This window comes from Cellulomonas citrea (genome assembly GCF_009829685.1).
Lineage (GTDB): Bacteria > Actinomycetota > Actinomycetes > Actinomycetales > Cellulomonadaceae > Cellulomonas > Cellulomonas citrea.
On the sequence record NZ_VWSD01000041.1, the window covers coordinates 1 to 20,958 of the forward strand.

Below are 20,958 nucleotides of genomic sequence, written 5' to 3' on the forward strand. Positions count from 1 at the left end.
GACCCGGATCCCCGCGGCCGCCATCCGCAGCACGGCGGCCTGCTCGTCGGCCACCGGCAGCCACAGGTTGACCCCGTCACCGGGGTCGACGCGCACGCCGTTCTCGGCCACGGCCCGGGCGAGGCGCTGCTGGCGGGCGTGGTAGATGCGCCGCGCCTCGGCGACGGTGGTCATCCCGGCGTCGCCGACGAGCAGCTCGAGCAGCACCCGCTGGATCATCCGGCTGGTCCAGCCGGGGCCGAGCATCCGGCGGGCGACGATGCGGTCGAGCAGCCGGGCCGGTCCGCCGAGCGCGGCGATCCGCAGGTCGGGGCCGTGCGACTTGGAGAACGACCGGATGTGCAGCACGCGTCCGGGCAGGTGGTTCCCGAGCGTCACGTCCTCGGCGGCCGCCACGTCCCCGGAGTGGTCGTCCTCGACGACGACGAGGTCCGGGGCGGCCTGGAGCACGCGGGCGAGCTCGCGTGCGCGGGACTCGGTGAGCGAGATCCCGGTCGGGTTGTGCGCCCGGGGCTGCAGGACGAGGGCGACGGGTGAGGAGTCGAGGGCCGCGGCGAGCGCGGCGGGGTCGGGGCCCTCGGGGTCGAGCGGCACCGGGACCCGCTTGGCGCCGAGCGCGTCGAGCAGGTCGAGCAGCGGCGGGAAGCAGGGGTCCTCGACGAGCACCCGGTCTCCGTAGCGCACGACGGCCTCGAGGCTGCGCGACATGGCGTCGAAGGCGCCGTCGACGACGGTGAGGGCGTCGACGGGGCAGGGCCACGTCTCGCGCAGCTGCCGGTCGAGGCGGGGCAGCACGGGTGTCTGCACGTAGCTGCCGGTGAGGTCGTGACCTGCGACGCGGGCCAGCACCGCGGTGAGGTCCGGCAGCAGCTGCGGGTCGGGGGTGCCGGTCGACAGGTCGAGGCGGAACCCGGCGTGGTACCCGGCGAGGTCGCGGTACCGGGGGGTGAGCCAGGCGGTGTCGGCGGCCCGGACGTAGGAGCCGGCCCGGCCGCGGGTGACCAGCACCCCGGCACCGGCCAGCGCGTGCCAGGCGTGCGAGACGGTGGCCGGACTGACCCCGAGGGCGCCGGCCACGTCCCGCACGGTGGGCAGCCGGGTGCCGGGCGGCCAGGTGCCGGTGCGCACGAGCAGCGAGAGCCCGGCGGCGATCCCGGTCGGGGTGGGGTGCTCCACGGCGTCGACGAGCTGCGTGAGCGCAGGTGCGGGACCGTCCACGGGACCTTCTTCCTGGAGGTTTTACCACCGGGAAACGCCGAGAATGCCGGGCGAAACCGAACAGAAATGTTTACGTCCCACAGTAACGAATCTCGCGGGCGTCTTCCATCGCCCCGGTCGAGCGGAGGCAGCATGACCGTCGTCAAGGTCGCATTCACCCAGACACCGTGGACGGGTGACAAGGAGTCGATGATCGCCCTGCACGAGGAGTACACCCGTGCGGCGGCAGCCGAGGGCGCGCAGATCATCGGCTACCAGGAGCTGTTCTACGGCCCGTACTTCGGCATCACGCAGGACCCGAAGTACTACGCCTACGCCGAGACGATCCCCGGCCCGACGGTCACCCGGTTCGCCGCGCTGGCCAAGGAGCTGGGCATCGTCATCGTGCTGCCCATCTACGAGGAGCACCAGCCCGGCGTCCTCTACAACACCGCCGTCGTGATCGACGCCGACGGCACCGTGCTCGGCAAGTACCGCAAGCACCAGATCCCGCACCTGCCCAAGTTCTGGGAGAAGTTCTACTTCAAGCCCGGCAACGGCGGCTGGCCGGTGTTCGACACCGCCGTCGGCAAGGTCGGGGTGAACATCTGCTACGACCGCCACTTCCCCGAGGGCTGGCGCATCCTCGGCCTTAACGGTGCGCAGATCGTGTTCAACCCGAACGCCACCGCCCCCGGCATCTCCAACAAGCTCTGGGAGATCGAGCAGCCCGCCGCCGCGATCGCCAACGGGTACTTCGTCGTGGCGAACAACCGCGTCGGCCTCGAGGACAACGAGTACGGCGACGAGGCGGTCAACTTCTACGGCTCGTCGTACATCGTCGGCCCGGACGGCAACTACGTCGGCGAGGTCGGCTCGTCCACGCAGGCCGGCTACTACGTGCGCGACGTCGACCTCGAGCAGATCCGCACCGTGCGCGAGCGCTGGCAGTTCTTCCGCGACCGCCGCCCGGACGAGTACGGCCCGATCGTCGAGCACTGAGCCGAGGGGACCCAGCGATGACCACGACACTCATCACGGGCGGGACCGTCGTCAACTCCACCGGCCGCGTGCTGGCCGACGTGCTGATCGACGGCGAGCAGATCGCGGCGATCCTCCCGCCGGGCTCGGTCCTGCTCGGCACCGACCTGAGCGCCAGCGTCGACCAGGTGATCGACGCCACCGGCAAGTACGTCATCCCCGGCGGCATCGACGCGCACACGCACATGGAGATGCCGTTCGGCGGCACGTTCGCCTCGGACACCTTCGAGACCGGCACCACGGCCGCGGCCTGGGGCGGCACGACGACCATCGTCGACTTCGCGGTGCAGTACGCGGGGGAGAACCCGCTCACGCAGTACGCCGCCTGGCACGCCAAGGCGGCCGGGAAGTGCGCGATCGACTACGCCTTCCACCAGATCCTGTCCGACGTCCAGCCGACGTCCCTGCAGGCGATGGACGAGCTCGTCGCGGAGGGCGTCACCAGCTTCAAGCTGTTCATGGCCTACAAGAACGTGCTGCTGTCCGAGGACGGCCAGATCCTCACCGCCATGCAGAAGGCCGCCGACAACGGCGCGCTCATCATGATGCACGCCGAGAACGGGTCCTGGATCGACACCGTCGTCCAGCAGCTCGTGGCCGACGGCAAGACCGACCCGCTCTACCACGGCATCTCCCGGCCGTGGCAGGCCGAGGAGGAGGCCACGCACCGGGCGATCATGCTCGCCGACTACACCAAGGCGCCGCTCTACGTGGTGCACGTGTCGGCCAAGCAGGCGGTCGCCCAGATCGCCGCCGCCCGCGACACCGGGCAGAACGTGTTCGGCGAGACCTGTCCGCAGTACCTCTACCTCACGCTCGAGGACCAGCTCGGGGCCCCCGGCTTCGAGGGCGCCAAGTGGGTGTGCTCCACCCCGCTGCGCTCCAAGGCCGAGGGCCACCAGGACCACATGTGGCAGGCGCTGCGCACCAACGACCTGCAGCTCGTGTCCACCGACCACTGCCCGTTCTGCATGAGCCAGAAGCAGATGGGACTGGGCGACTTCTCCAAGATCCCCAACGGCATCGGGTCCGTCGAGCACCGCGTCGACCTGCTCTACCAAGGTGTCGTCACCGGCCAGATCAGCCTCGAGCGCTGGGTCGAGCTCATCGCGGTCACCCCGGCCCGGATGTTCGGCATGTACGGCACGAAGGGCGTGCTCGCCCCCGGTGCCGACGCCGACGTCGTGGTCTACGACCCGAACGGCCACACGAGCATCGGCCTGGGCAAGACGCACCACATGAACATGGACTACTCGGCCTGGGAGGGCTTCGAGATCGACGGCCACGTCGACACCGTCCTCTCCCGCGGCTCGGTGGTCGTGGACGGTGGGCAGTTCCTGGGGCGGGCCGGGCACGGCCGGTTCGTCAAGCGCGACCTCTCGCAGTACCTGGTCTGAGGGGCAGGCATGGAGTTCGGCGTCGTCCTGCAGACCAACCCGCCCGCCTCCCGGGTGGTCGACCTGGCCCGCCAGGCCGAGAACCACGGGTTCGACTACGTGTGGACGTTCGACTCCCACCTGCTGTGGGAGGAGCCGTTCGTCATCTACTCGGCGATCCTGGGGGCCACCCGCAAGGTCGTCGTCGGCCCCATGGTGACCAACCCGGCCACCCGGGACTGGACCGTGCTGGCGAGCCTCTTCGCCACGCTCAACGAGATGTACGGCAACAGGACGGTCTGCGGCATCGGCCGTGGCGACTCCGCGGTGCGCACGCTCAACGGGCGACCGTCCAACCTGGCGACGCTGCGCGACGCGGTGCACGTGATCCGTGAGCTCGGCAACGGCCGCGCCGTCCAGGTGAACGACGCCACCGTCCGGTTCCCCTGGTCCAAGGGGTCGTCGCTCGAGGTGTGGGTGGCGGCCTACGGCCCGCAGGCGCTCGCGCTCACCGGTCAGGTGGGGGATGCGTTCATCCTCCAGCTCGCCGACCCGGACATCGCCGCCTGGATGATCAAGGCGGTGCGTGACTCCGCCGAGGCGGCCGGCCGTGACCCCGACGAGGTGAAGTTCTGCGTCGCCGCACCCGCCTACGTCGGCGACGGCAGCTCCCCGGCGGAACGGGCGCACATGCGCGAGCAGTGCCGCTGGTTCGGTGGCATGGTCGGCAACCACGTCGCCGACATCGTCGCGCGGTACGGCACCGACTCGGCGATCCCCAAGGCCCTCACCGACTACATCCGGGACCGCGAGGGCTACGACTACAACGAGCACGGCAGGGCCGGCAACAGCCACACCGCGTTCGTGCCCGATGCGATCGTCGAGCGGTTCTGCGTGCTCGGCTCGCCGCACGAGCACGTCGAGAAGCTCACCGCACTGCGTGAGCTCGGTGCCACCCAGTTCGCCGTCTACCTGCAGCACGACGGCAAGGAGGAGACGCTGCGCCAGTACGGCGAGCGGATCATCCCCGCGATGGCCGACCAGGTGGTGGCGACCTCGTGAGCCTCCTGCGGGCGGGGGCGGTCCCCGGGTGGGTGCGCCGGACGGGCGAGGGACTGCTCGCGCTGCTGGCCTTCGTCGTGCTCTGGGAGCTGGTCAAGCTCGTGGTGCCCGACGGGGGAGTGGTGGTCGGCGGGGTCAGCCTGCTTCCGCGCACCTCCGACCAGACCATGCCGCACGTGTGGTCCGTGCTCGCCCGGCTCGGCCGGCCGGAGACCTCGGCCACCGGGTCCGTGTCACTCGCCGGCGCACTGGTCACGGCCTCCTGGTTCACCCTGCGGATCTCGCTCGCCGGGTGGCTGGTCGGGGTGCTGGCCGGGCTGGGGCTCGCCGTCGTCATGCAGCGGTGGCGGATCGCCGAGGACGCGCTCGCGCCCTGGGTCGTGCTGTCCCAGACGGTGCCGCTCATCGCCCTGGCCCCGCTCGTCGTCGGCTGGGGCGGCAAGATCCACCTCGGCGCCTTCGCCTGGGACCGGTGGATGTCCGTCGCGCTCATCGCCAGCTACCTGGCGTTCTTCCCGGTGGCGGTCGGTGCCCTGCGGGGTCTGCAGTCGCCGACCGCCGCGCAGGTCGACCTGTTCCGGTCGCTCGCGGCCTCCGGCACCCGGACGCTGTGGCGGCTGCGGATGCCGGCCGCCGTGCCGTACCTCGTCCCCGCGCTGCGGCTGGGGGCCGCGACCGCCGTCGTCGGGGCCATCGTCGCCGAGGTGTCCACCGGCACCCAGGGCGGGATCGGCCGTCTCATCATCAGCTACGCCCAGTCCGCCACCGGTGACCCGGCCAAGCCCTGGGCGGCCATCGCGGCCGCTGCGGTGCTCGGTCTGGTCGCGGCCGGCGTGGTCGGGCTCGTCGGGCTCGGCCTGCGCCGGTTCCGGGTCGGGGAGGTCGCATGAACGCGCAGGCCGGGGTGGCCGTCCAGGCCGTCGGCGTCGGCAAGGTCTTCACCACCAGGTCAGGTGCGGTCACCGCGCTGGAGGACATCGACCTCACGGTCGCCGCCGGGGAGTTCGTCTCGCTCATCGGTCCCTCCGGGTGCGGCAAGTCGACGCTGCTGCGCCTGGTGGCCGACCTGGACAGCCCGAGCAGCGGCGAGCTCACGGTGTTCGGCACCTCCGCCCGCGCCTCGCGCGAGGGTCAGCAGTACGGCATCGCCTTCCAGCAGGCCGGGCTGCTGCCGTGGCGCACGGTACGGGCCAACATCGAGCTGCCGCTCGAGCTGCACGGGGTCGGCAAGCGCCAGCGCCGGGCCCGGGCGGAGGAGCTGCTGGCGCTCGTCGGGCTCACCGACTTCGCGGCGAGCTTCCCGCACCAGCTCTCCGGCGGTATGCAGCAACGGGTGGCGATCGCCCGCTCGTTGGCCGAGCAGCCCAGCCTGCTGCTCATGGACGAGCCCTTCGGGGCGCTCGACGAGATGACCCGTGAACGCATGCAGACCGAGCTGGTCCGGATCTGCGCCGAGTCAGGGGCGGCGGTGCTGTTCGTCACGCACTCCATCCCCGAGGCCGTGTTCCTCTCGGACCGCGTGGTCGTCATGTCGCCCCGACCGGGCCGGATCTCGGCCGTGCTGGACATCGGGCTGCCCGACGGTCAGGCGCGGGGGGAGTCGACCCGTGAGGACGCCGCGTTCTTCGCCAACGTCACGGCCGTCCGTGAGGCGTTGCACGGCGGCTCGGTGGCCGACCTGCGCGGGGTGGACGTCCGGTGAGCGGTCGGCTGGCGGGTGCCGGGGCCGGTGCGCGCAAGGTGCTCGCACCGCTCGTGCTCGGTGTGCTCGTGCTCATCGGCTGGCAGCAGCTCGTCACCGTCACCGGGATCAAGCCGTACCTGCTGCCGTCGCCCACCGCGATCTGGGACCAGCTGGTCCAGATCGTCCCGCTGGTGGTGTCTGCGGCGCTGGCCACCGGCGCGAACGTGCTCGTGGGGCTGCTGCTCGGTGCGGTCCTTGCGATCGCGGCGGCGATCGGGGCCGCGCGCACCCGCTGGTTCGACGCGCTCATGTCGCCCACGGCCGCGGCGCTCTCGGTGATGCCGATCGTGGCTCTGGCCCCGGCGCTCAACACCATGTTCGGCACGACGTCGACCACACCCCGGCGGCTCGTGGTGGCCGTCGTGGTGTTCGCCCCGGTGTTCGTCAACACGCTGCGGGGGCTGCGCCAGGTGCAGCCGGTGCACCGCGACCTCATGCGGGCCTACGCCGCCACACCGGCACAGGTCACCCGCACGGTGACGATCCCCGGGGCGCTGCCGTACGTGTTCACCGGGCTGCGGATCGCCTCCTCCACGGGCGTGATCGCGGCCGTGGTCGCCGAGTACTTCGGCGGGCTGCAGAACGGGCTCGGCTCGCGGATCACCTCGGCCGCCGCCAACAGCGGCTACGCCCGCGCCTGGGCGTTCGTGCTGGGTGCGATCGTGCTCGGCCTCGTCTTCTACCTGGCGACCCTCACCGCCGAACGGGTCGCCCTGGCCCGTCAGGGCGGGTGAGCACGCCCCACCGCACGTCCGTCGCACGCCGCGTCGCCAGCACCGACGTCGTCGGCGGTCGACCGTCCCGCTGACCACTGCACCCGCCCACCCCACGAAGGAGAGACCACATGAGACCCACCAGGCGCACGTCCGTCGTCGCCGGCGCACTCGCCGTCGCCGCGACCCTGGCCCTGGCCGGCTGCACCGGTTCGTCGGGCAGCTCGTCCTCGTCGTCCGCATCCGGTTCGGCCGGGCTGACCCCGGTCAAGCTCCAGCTGCAGTGGGTGACCCAGGCGCAGTTCGCCGGGTACTACGCCGCGCTCCAGGAGGGCTACTACAAGGACGAGGGGCTCGACGTGCAGATCGTCGAGGGCGGGGTCGACATCGTCCCGCAGACCCAGCTCGCGGACGGCGCCGTGGACTACGCCATCGCGTGGGTGCCCAAGGCGCTCGCCTCCCGCGAGCAGGGCGCCGGCATCACCGACGTCGCGCAGGTCTTCGCCCGCTCGGGCACGCTGCAGGTCGCCTTCAAGGACAAGAACATCACCAAGGCCGCGGACCTGGCGGGCAAGAAGGTCGGCAACTGGGGCTACGGCAACGAGTTCGAGCTGTTCGCCGGGATGACGAAGGCGGGTCTCGACCCGGCGACCGACGTCACCCTCGTGCAGCAGCAGTTCGACATGAACGCCCTGCTCAGCGGCGACATCGATGCGGCCCAGGCGATGACCTACAACGAGTACGCTCAGGTGCTCGAGGCCACCAACCCGGCCACGGGCAAGCTCTACACCGCCGCCGACTTCACCACGATCAACTGGAACGACGAGGGCACCGCGATGCTCCAGGACGCCATCTGGGCGAACACGAGCAAGCTCAAGGACGCCGCGTACCAGGATCAGACGGTGAAGTTCATCAAGGCCAGCCTCAAGGGCTGGATCTACGCCCGGGACAACCCCGAGAAGGCGCGTGACATCGTCGTGGCGGCGGGCTCGAAGCTCGGCAACAGCCACCAGCTGTGGCAGACCAACGAGATCAACAAGCTCATCTGGCCCTCGACCGACGGCATCGGCAAGATCGACGCCAAGGCCTGGGACCAGACCGTCACCGTCGCCCTCACCGCCAAGAACGACCAGGGCGCGACGGTCATCACGAAGAAGCCGGACGCCGACGCGTACACCAACGACTACGTCACCAAGGCGCTCGACGAGCTCACGTCGGAGGGGGTGGACGTGACCGGCTCGTCGTACAAGCCGATCGACGTCACCCTGCAGCCCGGCGGCAACTGACACACACCGAGGTGGTCCGGGCGGGCGGGGGTCCCGCCCGCCCGGGCCCGTGAGAAGGATCTGATGACGAACGCTTCCAGCACCCCCACCGCCGACCTCGACGCGCTCGCCGTCGAGCTGGACCGTGAGCACGTCTTCCACTCGTGGTCCGCACAGGCGGCGCCACGCCCGTTCGTCGTGGCCGGGGGGCAGGGCAGCTGGCTGTGGGACCACGCCGGCCGCCGCTACCTCGACTTCTCCAGCCAGCTGGTCAACACCAACATCGGCCACCAGCACCCGAAGGTCGTGGCGGCGATCCAGGAGCAGGCGGCCGTGCTCACCACCATCGCCCCGGCGACGGTGAGCGCCGTGCGCAACGAGGCGGCCCAGGAGATCCTCAAGCGCGCCCCCGAGGGCTTCGAGAAGGTCTTCTTCACGAACGCGGGCGCCGACGCGATCGAGAACGCGATCCGGCTGGCCCGGCTGCACACCGGCCGGGACAAGGTGATCTCGGGCTACCGGTCGTACCACGGCAACACCGGGGCGGCGATCAACGCGACCGGTGACTGGCGCCGGATGCCCAACGAGTACGCCCGTGGCCACGTGCACGTGTTCACCCCGTACCTGTACCGCACGGAGTTCTGGGCCACGAGCCCCGAGCAGGAGGCCGAGCGCGCGCTGCAGCACCTGGAGCGGATGATCCAGGTCGAGGGCCCGGACCAGATCGCGGCGATCCTGTTCGAGACCATCCCGGGCACCGCGGGCATCCTCGTGCCGCCGGCGGGCTACCTGCCGGGGGTGCGCGCCCTGGCTGACAAGTACGGCATCCTGCTCATCCTCGACGAGGTGATGGCCGGGTTCGGCCGCACCGGGGCCTGGCTCACCCTCGACCACTTCGACGTGCGCCCCGACCTCATCACCTTCGCCAAGGGCGTCAACTCCGGCTACGTGCCGGCCGGCGGCGTGATGATCAGCGACCCGATCGCCGCGACGTTCGAGAACCGCGTCTTCCCCGGTGGGCTCACCTACTCCGGTCACCCGTTGGCGATGGCGGCGATCGTGGCCACCCAGCGCGCGATGGCGCAGGAGAAGGTGGTGGAGAACGCCGCGCACATCGGTGCCGATCTCATCGCCCCGGCTCTGGCCGAGCTGGCCGCCACGAACCCGCTGGTCGGCGAGGTGCGCGGGCTCGGGGTGTTCTGGGCGATCGAGCTGGTGAGCGACCAGGAGTCCCGCACCCCGGTCGACGCCGCGACGATGGGCAAGGTCAAGGCGGCGTGCCTGGCGCGCGGTCTGGTGCCGTTCCTGGCCGAGAACCGGATCCACGTCGTGCCGCCGTGCAACGTCTCGGACGACGACGCCGCGCTGGGCCTGGGCATCCTGGCTGAGGTGCTGGCCGAGGTCGCCAGGTGAGTGCACGTCGGTACCTGGTGACGGGGGCCTCGTCGGGCATCGGCGCGGCCACCGTCCGGGCGATGCGGGCCGCGGGCTGGGACGTGCTGGCCACGGCCCGTCGGGCGGACCGGCTCGCCGAGCTGGCCGAGGAGACCGGCGCCCTGGTGCACCCGGCCGATGTCACGTCGGACGCCGACGTGGCCGCGCTCGTGGCGTTCGCCGAGCAGACCGGCGGGCTGGACGGCGTGGTGAACAACGCCGGCGGCGCGTACGGGCTCGACCCGGTCGAGTCGGGGTCGATCGACGACTGGCGGCTCATGTACGAGCTCAACGTGCTCGGCACGCTGCGCGTCACGCAGGGCGTGCTGCCGCTGCTGCGCGCACGTGGTGGCGGCGACGTGCTCGTCGTGACGTCGACGGCGGCCATCGGGGCCTACCCGGGCGGCGCGGGGTACACCGGTGCCAAGCACGCCGAGCGGCTGCTGGCAGAGACGTTGCGCTGGGAGCTGGCCGGCGAGCCGGTCCGGGTGCTGCAGATCCAGCCCGGGGCGGTGGCCACCGAGGAGTTCTCGCTCGTGCGCTTCGGTGGCGACGCCGAACGTGCGGCGAAGGTCTACGACGGCTACCAGCCGTTGTCGGCGCAGGACGTGGCCGAGGCGATGGTCTGGATGCTCTCGCGTCCGGCGCACGTGAACATCGACTCGATGACGATCCGGCCGATCGCCCAGGCGACGAACACCCTCACCGTCCGCAGCTGACGACGGCCGACGGCCGCCGGACGACGACGGGCCCGCACCCTCGAGGGTGCGGGCCCGTCGTCTCGTCCCAGGTCGGTTCGGACGGTGCCGGTCACGCGGTGCCGAGCACCGCGCGACCGGCCTCAGACCGGTGCGTGCCTCAGAACGGCGCGTCGATGTCGAGGACGCCGACGACCTTCTGGTTGACGAACTCGACGATGCCCAGGTCGGTGAGCTCGCGGCCGTAGCCGGAGTGCTTGACCCCGCCGAACGGGACGTCGGCCTTGACGATCGTCGGGTGGTTGACGAACACCATGCCGGTGTCGATCTGCTCGGCGACCTTCTTGGCGTGCGCGGTGTCCGTGCCGAACACCGAGCCGCCGAGGCCGTAGTGCGAGTCGTTGGCGATGCGCACGGCGTCCGCCTCGTCCTTGGCCCGGAACAGCAGCGTGACCGGCCCGAAGAACTCCTCGTAGTAGGCCGGGTTGTCGGGCGTCACGTTCTCCAGCAGCACCGGCTGGAAGAACGAGCCCTGGTGCGGCACCGGGGCGCCGATCACGGTCGCGGTGGCGCCGTTGGCGACGGCCTTGTCGAGCTGGTCCTGCAGGTCGTCCCGGGCGCCCTTGCTGGACAGCGGGGCGAGCTGGGTGGCGGCGTCCATCGGGTCGCCGGCGACCAGCGCGCCGACCTTGGCGACGTACTGCGCGCGGAACTCGTCGTACACGGAGTCGACGACGATCTGCCGCTTGGACGAGACGCAGACCTGGCCGGCGTTCCAGTGCCGCCCCATCGTGGCCCACGTGGTCGTCTTGTCGATGTCCGCGTCGGCGAGCACGACGAACGCGTCCGCGCCGCCGAGCTCGAGGGTCGACTTCTTGCAGGCCTCGGCCGCCTGCTTGGCCACCGTGATGCCCGCGGCCTCGGAGCCGGTGAGCGCGACACCGCGCACCCGCGGGTCGGCGATGATCTTGGCGGTCTGCGGCCGGGTGGCGTACAGGTTCTTGAAGCAGCCGGCGGGCAGGCCGGCGTCGGCGAACAGGGTGTCGAACATCGCGGCCGACTGCGGCACGTTCGAGGCGTGCTTGAGGATGAGGACGTTGCCGGCGGACAGCTGCGGAGCCGCGATGCGGACCACCTGGTAGAAGGGGAAGTTCCACGGCTCGACCGCGAAGATGATCCCCTGCGGGACGTACTGCAGCTCGTACCGGCCCGGGTCCCGGCTCGGGATCGGACGCGGGGCCAGGTGCTCCTCGGCGTACTGGGCGTAGTAGTCGAACATGTCGGCGCACAGGTCGACCTCGAGCTTGGCCTCGGCGTACAGCTTGCCCATCTCGAGGGTGAGCAGCGTCGCGTACTCGTCCTTGCGCTCACGCATGAGCGTGGCGGCCTTGCGCATGACGTCCGCGCGCGTCGCGAAGCTGCTGTGCTTCCAGGACGCGAACGCCGCGTCGGCGGCGGCCAGTGCCGCATCGACCTCGGTGTCGGTCGCGTCGACGAACGTGCGGACGACTTCTCCGGTGTAGGGGTTGGTGGTGGCGTAGGCCATCTGACTCGCCTTCCTTCTTTCGCCCACGGGTGGTGGGCACGAACGGTGCGGCTCCGAACCGAGTCGTACGTCCTATACAACTGCGGACCTGCGGCCCTGGTGCCCGGGTGTCTGGTTTCTCACACACCCCGGCACCAGGGCCGCGTCCTCAGCCCTCGGCGGCCGGTTCCGGGGTCGGCACGCCCTCGGTCGCCGCGACGTGGAACCGCACCGCGTCACGCACGAGCCGGGCTCCTGCGGGGCCGCCGTAGGTGCGCATGAACCGCTCGTCGTCGACGTACATGTCGGCCAGCGCGAGCACGTACTCGCGGGTCGGACGCTGCCCGGTGCGGGGCGTGCCGGGGACCGAGGCGAGCCAGGCGAGGTGCCGCGCGGCCAGGTCCTGGGCCGTCGTGGACCCCGGCGCCACGCCTGTGTCGGCGGCCTCGCGCCAGGCGGTCACGAGGGCCGCGGCGTGCACCTTCCACCCGTCCTGCTGCGCGGGGGTCATCGCCTGCCACCAGGTGTCGGAGGCGTCGGCGGTCTCCTGGCCCCAGCGGTCGGCGACCTCCTGGCGATAGCGGGTGTGGTCGAACCCGTCGAACATGTCCTGCGCATCCATCGGCGCTCCTCGTGTGCGTGCGGCGATCGTCCGTTCGACGGCGGCGGCCTGTCGCGCCAGGCGGTCCTGCTCGGCGCGCAGCCGGTGCAGGTGACCGGCCAGGGCCGCCGCCTCGTCGACCTGGGCGTCGAGCACGGCCCGCACCTGTGCGAGCGGCAGGCCGAGCTCGCGCAGCAGCAGGATCTGCTGCAGCCGCACGAGCGCGTCGTCGTCGTACCAGCGCCGGCCGCTCGCCTCGGTGCGGGACGGCACCAGCAGCCCGAGCGCGTCGTAGTGGCGCAGGGTGCGGCTGCTGACGCCCGCGGCGCGGGCGACCTGCTGGATGGACGGCAACGCGGACCTCCGGACGGGGTGATCGGTGAACCTGGTCCACGGTAGGAGTTGACGCCGCGTCAACGTCAAGCGGTCCTACCCCCGTGGGCGTCGCAGCCGCGCGGACGGGGACCGCCGGCGCTGCCCCTAGGCTTTGGCCCATGGCGTTCACCGAGGCTGCGGCCGGTCAGGAGCTCCCGCCGGATCGTGAGGTGCTCGGCTGGGAACGGTTCGGCGCCGCCATCCGTGAGCTGGCCCAGGAGGTCGTCGACTCCGGGTTCGTGCCCGACATCGTCGTCGCGGTGGCCCGCGGCGGGCTGCCGCCCGGCGGCGCGCTCGCCTACGCCCTGGGCACCAAGGCCGTCGGCACGCTCAACGTGGAGTTCTACCGCGGCATCGACGAGCGGCTGCCCGACCCCGTCGTGCTGCCGCCGATGCTCGACACCGAGTCGCTGCGCGGGCTCAACGCGCTCGTGGTGGACGACGTGGCGGACACCGGCGAGACCCTCGCCCTCGTGCAACGGCTCATCGCCGAGCACACCGCGACGGCTCGCACGGCGGTGCTCTACGCCAAGCCGCACTCCGTGGTCGACCCGGACTACGTGTGGAAGCGCACCGACCGGTGGATCACGTTCCCGTGGTCGGCGATGCCACCGGTGACCGCCACCGAGGTCTGACCGCCCTCGGTCTCAGCCCTGCATCGCGCCCAGCTGCGCGAGCACCGCGGCGGCCAGCCGGTCGACCCGCGGCACGACGGCCACCGCACCGGCCGCCTCGAGCTCCCCGGGTGCGGCGTCGCCCCACGCGACACCGAGACAGGCGATCTGGTGGGCGGCCGCGCCGTGCACGTCGTGCTCGCGGTCCCCGACCATGAGCACCCGTCCGTCGGTCGGCACGAGCGGCCCCAGCACGTCGAGCGCGTGGGAGATGACCCCGGCCTTCGTCGACGGCACCCCGTCCGGCGGAGCCCCGAAGACGCCGTCGAGCAGTGGCGCCAGACCCGTGCCGCGCACCACCTGCACCGCGAGCGGCTCAGGCTTGGACGTGGCCACGGCGAGCGTGAGTCCGGCCGCGCGCAGCAGGCCCAGCTGCTCGGCGACCTGGTCGAAGGCCCGGGTCGCGCCGATGCCCTCGGCGACGTACCGCGCCCGGTAGGTCGCGATGGCCTGCGGCAGCAGCTCGGTCGGCATCCCGGCCGTCGTGAACCCGTCGAGCAGACCCGGGCCGACGAACCCGACCAGCCCGTCCCCCCCGGGGTCCGGCAGCCCCAGCTCGACGAACGTCGCCCGGGCCAGCGCCCGGATGATCGGCGCGGAGTCGGTGAGCGTGCCGTCGAGGTCGAGCAGGACGAGCGGTGCGGTGGTCACGGGCTCTCGTCTACCACGGGCCTAGGGGTCGGGGCCCGGCGCGCACACCCCGCGGACGGTGCGCCGTCCATGCCGCGCCACCGCGTCTAGACTGGGGGCACAGGCGTCGACCCGGCCATCACCGGTGAGCCTCCGGAAGAACAGGTCCGCCGCACCGGCTGGCCCCAGTAGAACCGGACGGGGCAGGCCCGTCACAGCCGTCGGCGAGAGGTCGGACCGTCAGGTCCGGCAACGTGGGGTGGTACCGCGGTGGTGCCCGGCCGGTCCGGGTCCGTCGTCCCTGCGGACGCATGCGCGCACCCCCTCGGGTGCCGGACCAGGAGCTCGCCGCCCGTGACCTACCCGCTGCACCGCGACCAGGCCGTGCCGGCCTCCCCGGACCTGCCCGCCGTCGAGACCGAGGTCCTGCGCTACTGGGCGCAGGACGGGACCTTCCAGGCCTCGATCGACGCCCGCGAGGCCGGTGAAGACGGCAGCAACGAGTTCGTCTTCTACGACGGCCCGCCGTTCGCCAACGGCCTGCCGCACTACGGCCACCTGCTCACCGGGTACGTCAAGGACGTCGTGCCGCGCTACCAGACGATGCGCGGGCACCGGGTCGAGCGCCGGTTCGGCTGGGACACCCATGGGCTGCCCGCCGAGCTGGAGGCCGAGCGCATCCTCGGCATCACCGACAAGTCGCAGATCGAGGAGATGGGCATCGCGGCGTTCAACGACGCGTGCCGCACCTCGGTGCTCACCTACACCCACGAGTGGCAGGACTACGTCACCCGGCAGGCGCGCTGGGTGGACTTCGAGCACGACTACAAGACTCTCGACCCGTCCTTCATGGAGTCGGTCATCTGGGCGTTCAAGCAGCTCTACGACAAGGGCCTGGCCTACTCCGGCTACCGCGTCCTGCCGTACTGCTGGCGGGACCAGACCCCGCTGTCCAACCACGAGCTGGGCATGGACGCGGACGTCTACCAGGACCGTCAGGACCGCACGGTCACGGTGACGTTCCCGTTCGTCGGCGAGGCGGCCCAGGCCGCCGGTCTGCTCGGGGTGAGCGCCCTGGCATGGACCACCACGCCCTGGACCCTGCCGACCAACGAGGCGCTCGCGGTCGGGGCCGAGGTGACGTACGCCGTGCTGCCGGCCGGGCCGCTCGGCACGAAGGCGGGCGACGGGCCGTTCCTCATGGCGCAGGCGCTGCTCGGCTCCTACGCGAAGGACCTCGGCTACGACTCGCCCGAGGACGCCCAGGCGGCCGTCACGCGCACGCTGCCCGGGTCCGAGCTCGCGGGGCTGCGCTACACGCGGCTGTTCGACTACTTCGCCGACGTGCAGACCTTCGGCACCGAGCAGGCCTGGCAGGTGCTGCTCGGCGACTTCGTCACCACCGAGGACGGCACCGGCGTCGTGCACATGGCCCCGGCCTACGGCGAGGTCGACCAGGAGGCGTGCGAGTCCGCCGGCATCCCGACCCTGCTGTCCGTGGACGACGCCGGGAAGTTCACCGCGCTCGTCCCGGACTTCGCGGGGCTGCAGGTGTTCGAGGCCAACAAGCCGATCATCGAGCGGCTGCGGGCCGACGGGCGGCTGCTGCGCGAGGCCAGCTACGTGCACTCCTACCCGCACTGCTGGCGGTGCCGGAACCCGCTCATCTACAAGGCCGTGTCCTCCTGGTTCGTGCGCGTCACGGCGTTCCGGGACCGGATGGTCGAGCTCAACCAGCAGATCGACTGGACCCCCGAGCACATCCGCGACGGGCAGTTCGGCAAGTGGCTGGCCGGTGCGCGCGACTGGTCGGTGAGCCGCAACCGGTACTGGGGAACCCCGATCCCGGTGTGGGTGTCCGACGACCCGGCCTACCCCCGCATCGACGTGTACGGCTCGTTCGCGGAGCTGGAGGCCGACTTCGGCCGCCTGCCGCGCAACGCGGCGGGGGAGCCGGACCTCCACCGGCCCTTCATCGACGAGCTCACCCGGCCCAACCCGGACGACCCGACGGGCGCCTCGACCATGCGCCGCATCCCCGACGTGCTCGACGTGTGGTTCGACTCCGGCTCGATGCCCTACGCCCAGGTGCACTACCCGTTCGAGAACACCCAGTGGTTCGAGAGCCACTACCCGGGTGACTTCATCGTGGAGTACATCGGGCAGACCCGCGGCTGGTTCTACACGCTGCACGTGCTGGCCACGGCCCTGTTCGACCGCCCCGCGTTCTCCTCGTGCGTCTGCCACGGCATCGTGCTCGGTGACGACGGGCGCAAGGCGAGCAAGTCGCTGCGCAACTTCCCCGACCCGATGCTCATGTTCGACACCTACGGCTCGGACGCGGTGCGCTGGGCGCTCATGAGCTCGCCGGTGCTGCGCGGGGGCAACCTCGTGGTTGCCGAGGAGAACATCCGCGAGGGTGTGCGCCAGGTGCTGCTGCCGCTGTGGAGCACGTCCTACTTCTTCAGCCTGTACGCGAACGCCGCGCACGACGGACGCGGCTGCACCGCGGTGCCGGTCGACGCCGCGCGGGTGGCCGGGCTGGCACCGATGGACCGGTACCTGCTGGCGCGTACCGGCGAGCTCGTCGGTGCCGTCACCACGGCGCTGGACGCCTACGACATCGCGCGGGCCTGCGGTCTGGTGCGCGAGCACCTCGACGTGCTGACCAACTGGTACGTGCGCACCCAGCGCGACCGGTTCTGGCAGGAGGACGCCGACGCGTTCGACACGCTGTGGACCGCGCTGGAGGTGCTCACCCGCGTGTGCGCCCCGCTGGCCCCGCTGCTCACCGAGGAGATCTGGCGGGGGCTGACCGGCGGGCGCAGCGTGCACCTCACCGACTGGCCGACGTTGGCGACCGACCCGGCCCTCGCACCCGAACCGGCGCTCACCGCCGTGATCGACCAGGTCCGCCAGGCCGTCTCGGTGGTGCTGGGGCTGCGCAAGGCCCAGCAGATCCGGGTGCGCCAGCCGCTGCGCTCGCTCACGGTCGCCCTCGACGACCCGACGGCCGCGGCGCCGTACGCCGCGCTGCTCGCCGCCGAGCTCAACGTCAAGGACGTCGTGCTCGTGGGTGCGGACGAGGCCACTGCCCAGCGGTACGGCATCACGCGTCGGCTCGCGGTCAACGCCCGCGCCGCCGGTCCCCGGCTGGGGCGTGCCGTGCAGCAGGTCATCGGCGCGGCGCGCTCCGGTGCCTGGCGCCAGGAGGGCGACGGCACGGTGGTGGTCGCGACCGCCGACGGTGACGTCCCGCTGCTGGCCACCGAGTTCGAGCTCACCACGGTCGCCGACCAGGGCGCCGGCGGGCAGGTGGCGGCCGCGGTGCTGCCCGGGGGCGGTTTCGTCGTGCTCGACCTGGCCCTGGACGCCGAGCTGCTCGCTGAGGGCTACGCCCGTGACGTGATCCGCGCGGTGCAGGACGCCCGCAAGGCGGCCGGGCTCGAGGTGAGCGACCGGATCGTGCTGGCGCTCACGGTGCCGGCCGAGCACGACGGCGCGGTCGCCGCCCATCGCGACCAGATCGCTGCAGAGACGCTCGCCACGACCCTCGAGGTCGTGCCGGGTACCGAGCTGAAGGTCGAGGTGCGGCGCGCATGAGCCGATCCGGAGCAGAGCACGTCCGTGACGCAGGTGACGCCGCGGCGCGCGAGCAGGCGGACGCCATCTATCGGCAGATCCTGCAGCGCGCCCCCGAGCACGACATCGACCCGACGCTCGACCGGGTGCGGGACGTGCTCGACCTGCTGGGCAACCCGCAGCGCGCCTATCGGGTCGTGCACCTGACGGGGACGAACGGCAAGACGTCGACGGCCCGGATGATCGAGCGGCTGGTGCGCGAGCACGGTCTGCGGACCGGTCGCTTCACCAGCCCGCACCTGACCCGGGTGAACGAGCGCATCGCGATCGACGGCGAGCCGATCTCGGACGCGCGGTTCGTCGAGGTGTGGGCCGATGTCGCGCCCTACGTCGAGATGGTGGACGAGCGGTCGCTCGCGGCGGGTGGGCCTCGGCTGTCCTTCTTCGAGGTGTTCACCGTGATGGCGTTCGCCGCCTTCGCCGATGCCCCGGTCGACGTCGCAGTGGTCGAAGTCGGTCTGGGCGGTCGCTGGGACTCGACCAACGTGGCCGACGGCGACGTGGCGGTCATCACCCCGGTGGCGATGGACCACGAGCGCTACCTGGGCGACACGCTCGTGCAGATCGCGGGGGAGAAGGCCGGCATCGTCAAGGACGGCGCGACCCTCGTGCTCGCCCAGCAGGAGGAGTCCGTCGAGGGCGTCATCCTGGCCCAGGCAGCCGAGCGGGGTGCGCGCGTGCTGCGCGAGGGCGTCGACATCGAGGTGCTCGAGCGCACGGTCGCGGTCGGCGGTCAGGTGCTCACCCTGCGCGGGATCGGCGGGGTCTACACCGAGGTGTTCGTGCCGCTGTTCGGCGAGCACCAGGCGCACAACGCGCTGCTGGCGCTGGCCGCCACCGAGGCACTGCTCACCGGCGGCGCCGCCCTCGACCCGGGTGTCGTCGAGGTGGGCTTCGCCGAGTCGTCCTCACCGGGCCGCCTCGAGGTGGTGCGCAACAGCCCGACGATCGTGGTCGACGGTGCGCACAACCCGGCCGGCGCCACCGCGCTCGCCGGGGCGATCGACGAGGCGTTCGCGTTCACCCGCGTCGTCGGGGTGGTCGGTGTGATGGCCGACAAGGACGTCGAGGGCATCCTCGCCGCGCTCGAGCCGCTGCTCGCCGAGATCGTCGTCACGGGGGCCGGTGGCGCGCGTGCGATGGAGCCCGACGACCTCGCCGAGGTGGCCCGGGAGGTCTTCGGCGAGGACCGCGTGCACGTGGCCTACCGCTTGGACGACGCGATCGACCAGGCGGTGCAGCGGGCCGAGAGCGAGGTCGACCGGGGCGCGGGCGTCGTGGTGACCGGGTCGATCCTGCTCGTGGCCCAGGCCCGGGTGCTGCTCGGCCGCGGCTGAGCAGCACCGTCGGCCGCGGACCAGGGCGTGGACGCCTGCGATGCACGAACGTGCACACGGGACGCACGGCTTCCCCTTGACCGGTGACACGTGCTGGCTGAGGGTGAGCACGCGGGACGACGTCGTCCCGCGCAGCCGTGCCGGCGCACTCGCCGCGAGAAGGGATCGGCCGTGAAGAAGCTCATCAACGACCCGCAGAACGTCGTCGCCGAATCGGTCGAGGGTTTCGTCCTCGCCCATGCCGACATCGTCACCAAGCACGACGACCCGCTCTTCGTCTCCCGCGTCGGTGGCGCGGTCCAGGGCAAGGTCGGGCTGGTCAGCGGCGGTGGCAGCGGCCACGAACCGCTGCACGCCGGGTTCATCGGTGTCGGGATGCTCGACGCCGCAGTACCGGGGGCGATGTTCACCTCACCGACGCCGGACCAGATCGCACCCGCCCTGCAGGCCGCCGACGGCGGTGCCGGCGTGCTCGCGATCGTGAAGAACTACACCGGCGACGTGCTCAACTTCGAGACGGGGGCCGAGCTGGCCGACGCCGAGGGTGTCGAGGTCGCCACCGTCATCGTCAACGACGACGTCGCGGTCGAGAACTCCACCTGGACCGCCGGGCGCCGCGGGGTCGCCGGCACCGTGCTGGTGGAGAAGATCGCCGGGGCGGCGGCCGAGCGTGGGGACGACCTCGCGTCGGTCACCGCGGTCGCGCAGCGCGTCATCGACAACGTCCGCACGATGGGCGTCGCACTCACCGCGTGCACGGTGCCGCACGCCGGCAAGCCGAGCTTCGACCTGCCCGAGGACGAGATCGAGATCGGCATCGGCATCCACGGCGAGCCCGGTCGGCACCGCATCCCGCTGTCCTCCGCCGACGAGATCACCACGACGCTGCTCGACGCGGTGGCCGACGACCTCGCGCTGGCGGCCGGCGAGAAGGTGCTGCTGCTGGTCAACGGCATGGGTGGCACCCCGGCCTCCGAGCTGTACATCGTCTATCGTCAGGCCCGGGCCCTGCTGGAGGCCCGGGGCGCCCAGGTCGCGCGTTCGCTCGTCGGCAACTACACGACGTCGCTGGAGATGCAGGGCGCCTCGGTGACCGTGCTGCGGCTCGACGACGAGCTCACGGGACTGTGGGACGCTCCTGTGCACACCGCGGCGTTGCGGTGGTGACGAGCGCGGAGGAGTCGGCATGACGCTGGACGTGGACTGGGCGGTCCGTTGGGTGCGCGCGAGCGCCCAGGCGGTCACCGAGCACCGCGAGGAGCTCATCGAGCTGGATCGCCAGATCGGTGACGGCGACCACGGGGAGAACATGACCCGGGGGTTCTCGGCCGTCGTCGCCAAGCTGGACGCGCTCGAGACGCCGCCCGAGCAGGTCGGCGACGTCCTCAAGCTGGTGGCCACGACGCTCATGTCGACGGTCGGCGGTGCGGCCGGTCCGCTCTACGGGACCGCGTACCTGCGGGCGGCCAAGGCGACCGCGTCGGCGCAGCTGGACAGCGCCGGCGTGGTCGCCCTGCTCGAGGCCGCGACCGAGGGGATCGTGGCCCGCGGCAAGGCCCGGCCGGGGGAGAAGACGATGGTCGACGCCTGGTCGCCCGCGGTGGCTGCCGCGGTCGAGACGGCCGACGCCGGCGCCCCGCCGAG

The 20,958-nt window shown here is 71.8% G+C and carries 18 protein-coding genes; 14 read left to right on the top strand and 4 right to left on the bottom strand.

The annotated features are described in order from the left end of the window. A partial coding sequence (locus F2B26_RS06705; protein WP_159807685.1) for an aminotransferase class I/II-fold pyridoxal phosphate-dependent enzyme occupies positions 1-1,218 on the bottom strand: 1,218 nt, incomplete at its 3' end. A 132-nt stretch (positions 1,219-1,350) separates the two neighbouring features. On the opposite strand from F2B26_RS06705, the gene F2B26_RS06710 reads away from it, so the two are divergent. From F2B26_RS06710 to F2B26_RS06750, 9 genes are all read left to right on the top strand, one after another. After that, positions 1,351-2,199: a nitrilase-related carbon-nitrogen hydrolase gene (locus tag F2B26_RS06710; RefSeq protein ID WP_159807687.1), complete on the top strand. Its 849-nt coding sequence runs from the start codon at positions 1,351-1,353 to the stop codon at positions 2,197-2,199. Between the two features lie 17 nt (positions 2,200-2,216). After that, positions 2,217-3,635 (top strand): dihydropyrimidinase, encoded by a 1,419-nt coding sequence (gene hydA, locus F2B26_RS06715; protein WP_159807689.1) that lies wholly within the window; start codon positions 2,217-2,219, stop codon positions 3,633-3,635. A 9-nt stretch (positions 3,636-3,644) separates the two neighbouring features. Next, on the top strand, positions 3,645-4,676 hold the full coding sequence (locus F2B26_RS06720; protein ID WP_159807691.1) for a TIGR03842 family LLM class F420-dependent oxidoreductase: 1,032 nt from the start codon (positions 3,645-3,647) through the stop codon (positions 4,674-4,676). After that, entirely contained in the window at positions 4,673-5,566 is an 894-nt protein-coding gene (locus tag F2B26_RS06725) for an ABC transporter permease (RefSeq protein ID WP_235929538.1), read from the top strand. Before F2B26_RS06720 ends, F2B26_RS06725 begins: the two co-directional genes overlap by 4 nt. Continuing rightward, positions 5,563-6,378, top strand: a complete 816-nt coding sequence (locus F2B26_RS06730; RefSeq protein ID WP_159807693.1) for an ABC transporter ATP-binding protein — start codon at positions 5,563-5,565, stop codon at positions 6,376-6,378. Before F2B26_RS06725 ends, F2B26_RS06730 begins: the two co-directional genes overlap by 4 nt. After that, positions 6,375-7,154, top strand: a complete 780-nt coding sequence (locus F2B26_RS06735; RefSeq protein ID WP_201292636.1) for an ABC transporter permease — start codon at positions 6,375-6,377, stop codon at positions 7,152-7,154. The genes F2B26_RS06730 and F2B26_RS06735 overlap by 4 nt, the downstream gene beginning before the upstream one ends. A 110-nt stretch (positions 7,155-7,264) precedes the next feature. Then, positions 7,265-8,419 carry an ABC transporter substrate-binding protein gene (locus F2B26_RS06740; RefSeq protein ID WP_159807695.1) on the top strand — a complete coding sequence of 385 codons (1,155 nt, stop codon included), beginning with the start codon at positions 7,265-7,267 and terminating at the stop codon, positions 8,417-8,419. A gap of 63 nt (positions 8,420-8,482) precedes the next feature. Beyond that, positions 8,483-9,811, top strand: coding sequence for an aspartate aminotransferase family protein (locus F2B26_RS06745; RefSeq protein ID WP_159807697.1), 1,329 nt, complete (start codon positions 8,483-8,485; stop codon positions 9,809-9,811). Continuing rightward, positions 9,808-10,551 (top strand): SDR family NAD(P)-dependent oxidoreductase, encoded by a 744-nt coding sequence (locus tag F2B26_RS06750; RefSeq protein ID WP_159807699.1) that lies wholly within the window; start codon positions 9,808-9,810, stop codon positions 10,549-10,551. Before F2B26_RS06745 ends, F2B26_RS06750 begins: the two co-directional genes overlap by 4 nt. 139 nt (positions 10,552-10,690) lie before the next feature. Here F2B26_RS06750 and F2B26_RS06755 read toward each other — a convergent pair whose 3' ends face one another. Further along, positions 10,691-12,076 (bottom strand): NAD-dependent succinate-semialdehyde dehydrogenase, encoded by a 1,386-nt coding sequence (locus F2B26_RS06755; RefSeq protein WP_159807701.1) that lies wholly within the window; start codon positions 12,074-12,076, stop codon positions 10,691-10,693. A 148-nt stretch (positions 12,077-12,224) separates the two neighbouring features. Next, positions 12,225-13,010, bottom strand: coding sequence for a MerR family transcriptional regulator (locus F2B26_RS06760; RefSeq protein WP_159807703.1), 786 nt, complete (start codon positions 13,008-13,010; stop codon positions 12,225-12,227). A 140-nt stretch (positions 13,011-13,150) separates the two neighbouring features. Here F2B26_RS06760 and F2B26_RS06765 point away from each other — a divergent pair, with 140 nt between their 5' ends. After that, on the top strand, positions 13,151-13,666 hold the full coding sequence (locus F2B26_RS06765) for a phosphoribosyltransferase (protein ID WP_159807705.1): 516 nt from the start codon (positions 13,151-13,153) through the stop codon (positions 13,664-13,666). A 12-nt stretch (positions 13,667-13,678) separates the two neighbouring features. On the opposite strand, the gene F2B26_RS06770 is transcribed toward F2B26_RS06765, so the two are convergent. Then, positions 13,679-14,356 (bottom strand): HAD hydrolase-like protein, encoded by a 678-nt coding sequence (locus F2B26_RS06770; RefSeq protein ID WP_159807707.1) that lies wholly within the window; start codon positions 14,354-14,356, stop codon positions 13,679-13,681. A gap of 333 nt (positions 14,357-14,689) precedes the next feature. Here F2B26_RS06770 and ileS point away from each other — a divergent pair, with 333 nt between their 5' ends. The 4 genes from ileS to dhaL form a co-directional block, all read left to right on the top strand. Next, on the top strand, positions 14,690-17,938 hold the full coding sequence (gene ileS, locus F2B26_RS06775) for an isoleucine--tRNA ligase (RefSeq protein WP_159807709.1): 3,249 nt from the start codon (positions 14,690-14,692) through the stop codon (positions 17,936-17,938). Continuing rightward, positions 17,935-19,314: a bifunctional folylpolyglutamate synthase/dihydrofolate synthase gene (locus tag F2B26_RS06780; RefSeq protein WP_159807711.1), complete on the top strand. Its 1,380-nt coding sequence runs from the start codon at positions 17,935-17,937 to the stop codon at positions 19,312-19,314. Before ileS ends, F2B26_RS06780 begins: the two co-directional genes overlap by 4 nt. A 171-nt stretch (positions 19,315-19,485) precedes the next feature. Further along, complete coding sequence (dhaK, locus tag F2B26_RS06785; RefSeq protein WP_159807713.1) at positions 19,486-20,481, top strand: dihydroxyacetone kinase subunit DhaK; 996 nt, start codon at positions 19,486-19,488, stop codon at positions 20,479-20,481. Between the two features lie 19 nt (positions 20,482-20,500). Further along, on the top strand, positions 20,501-20,958 hold a 458-nt coding region (gene dhaL / locus F2B26_RS06790), incomplete at its 3' end, for a dihydroxyacetone kinase subunit DhaL (RefSeq protein WP_159807715.1).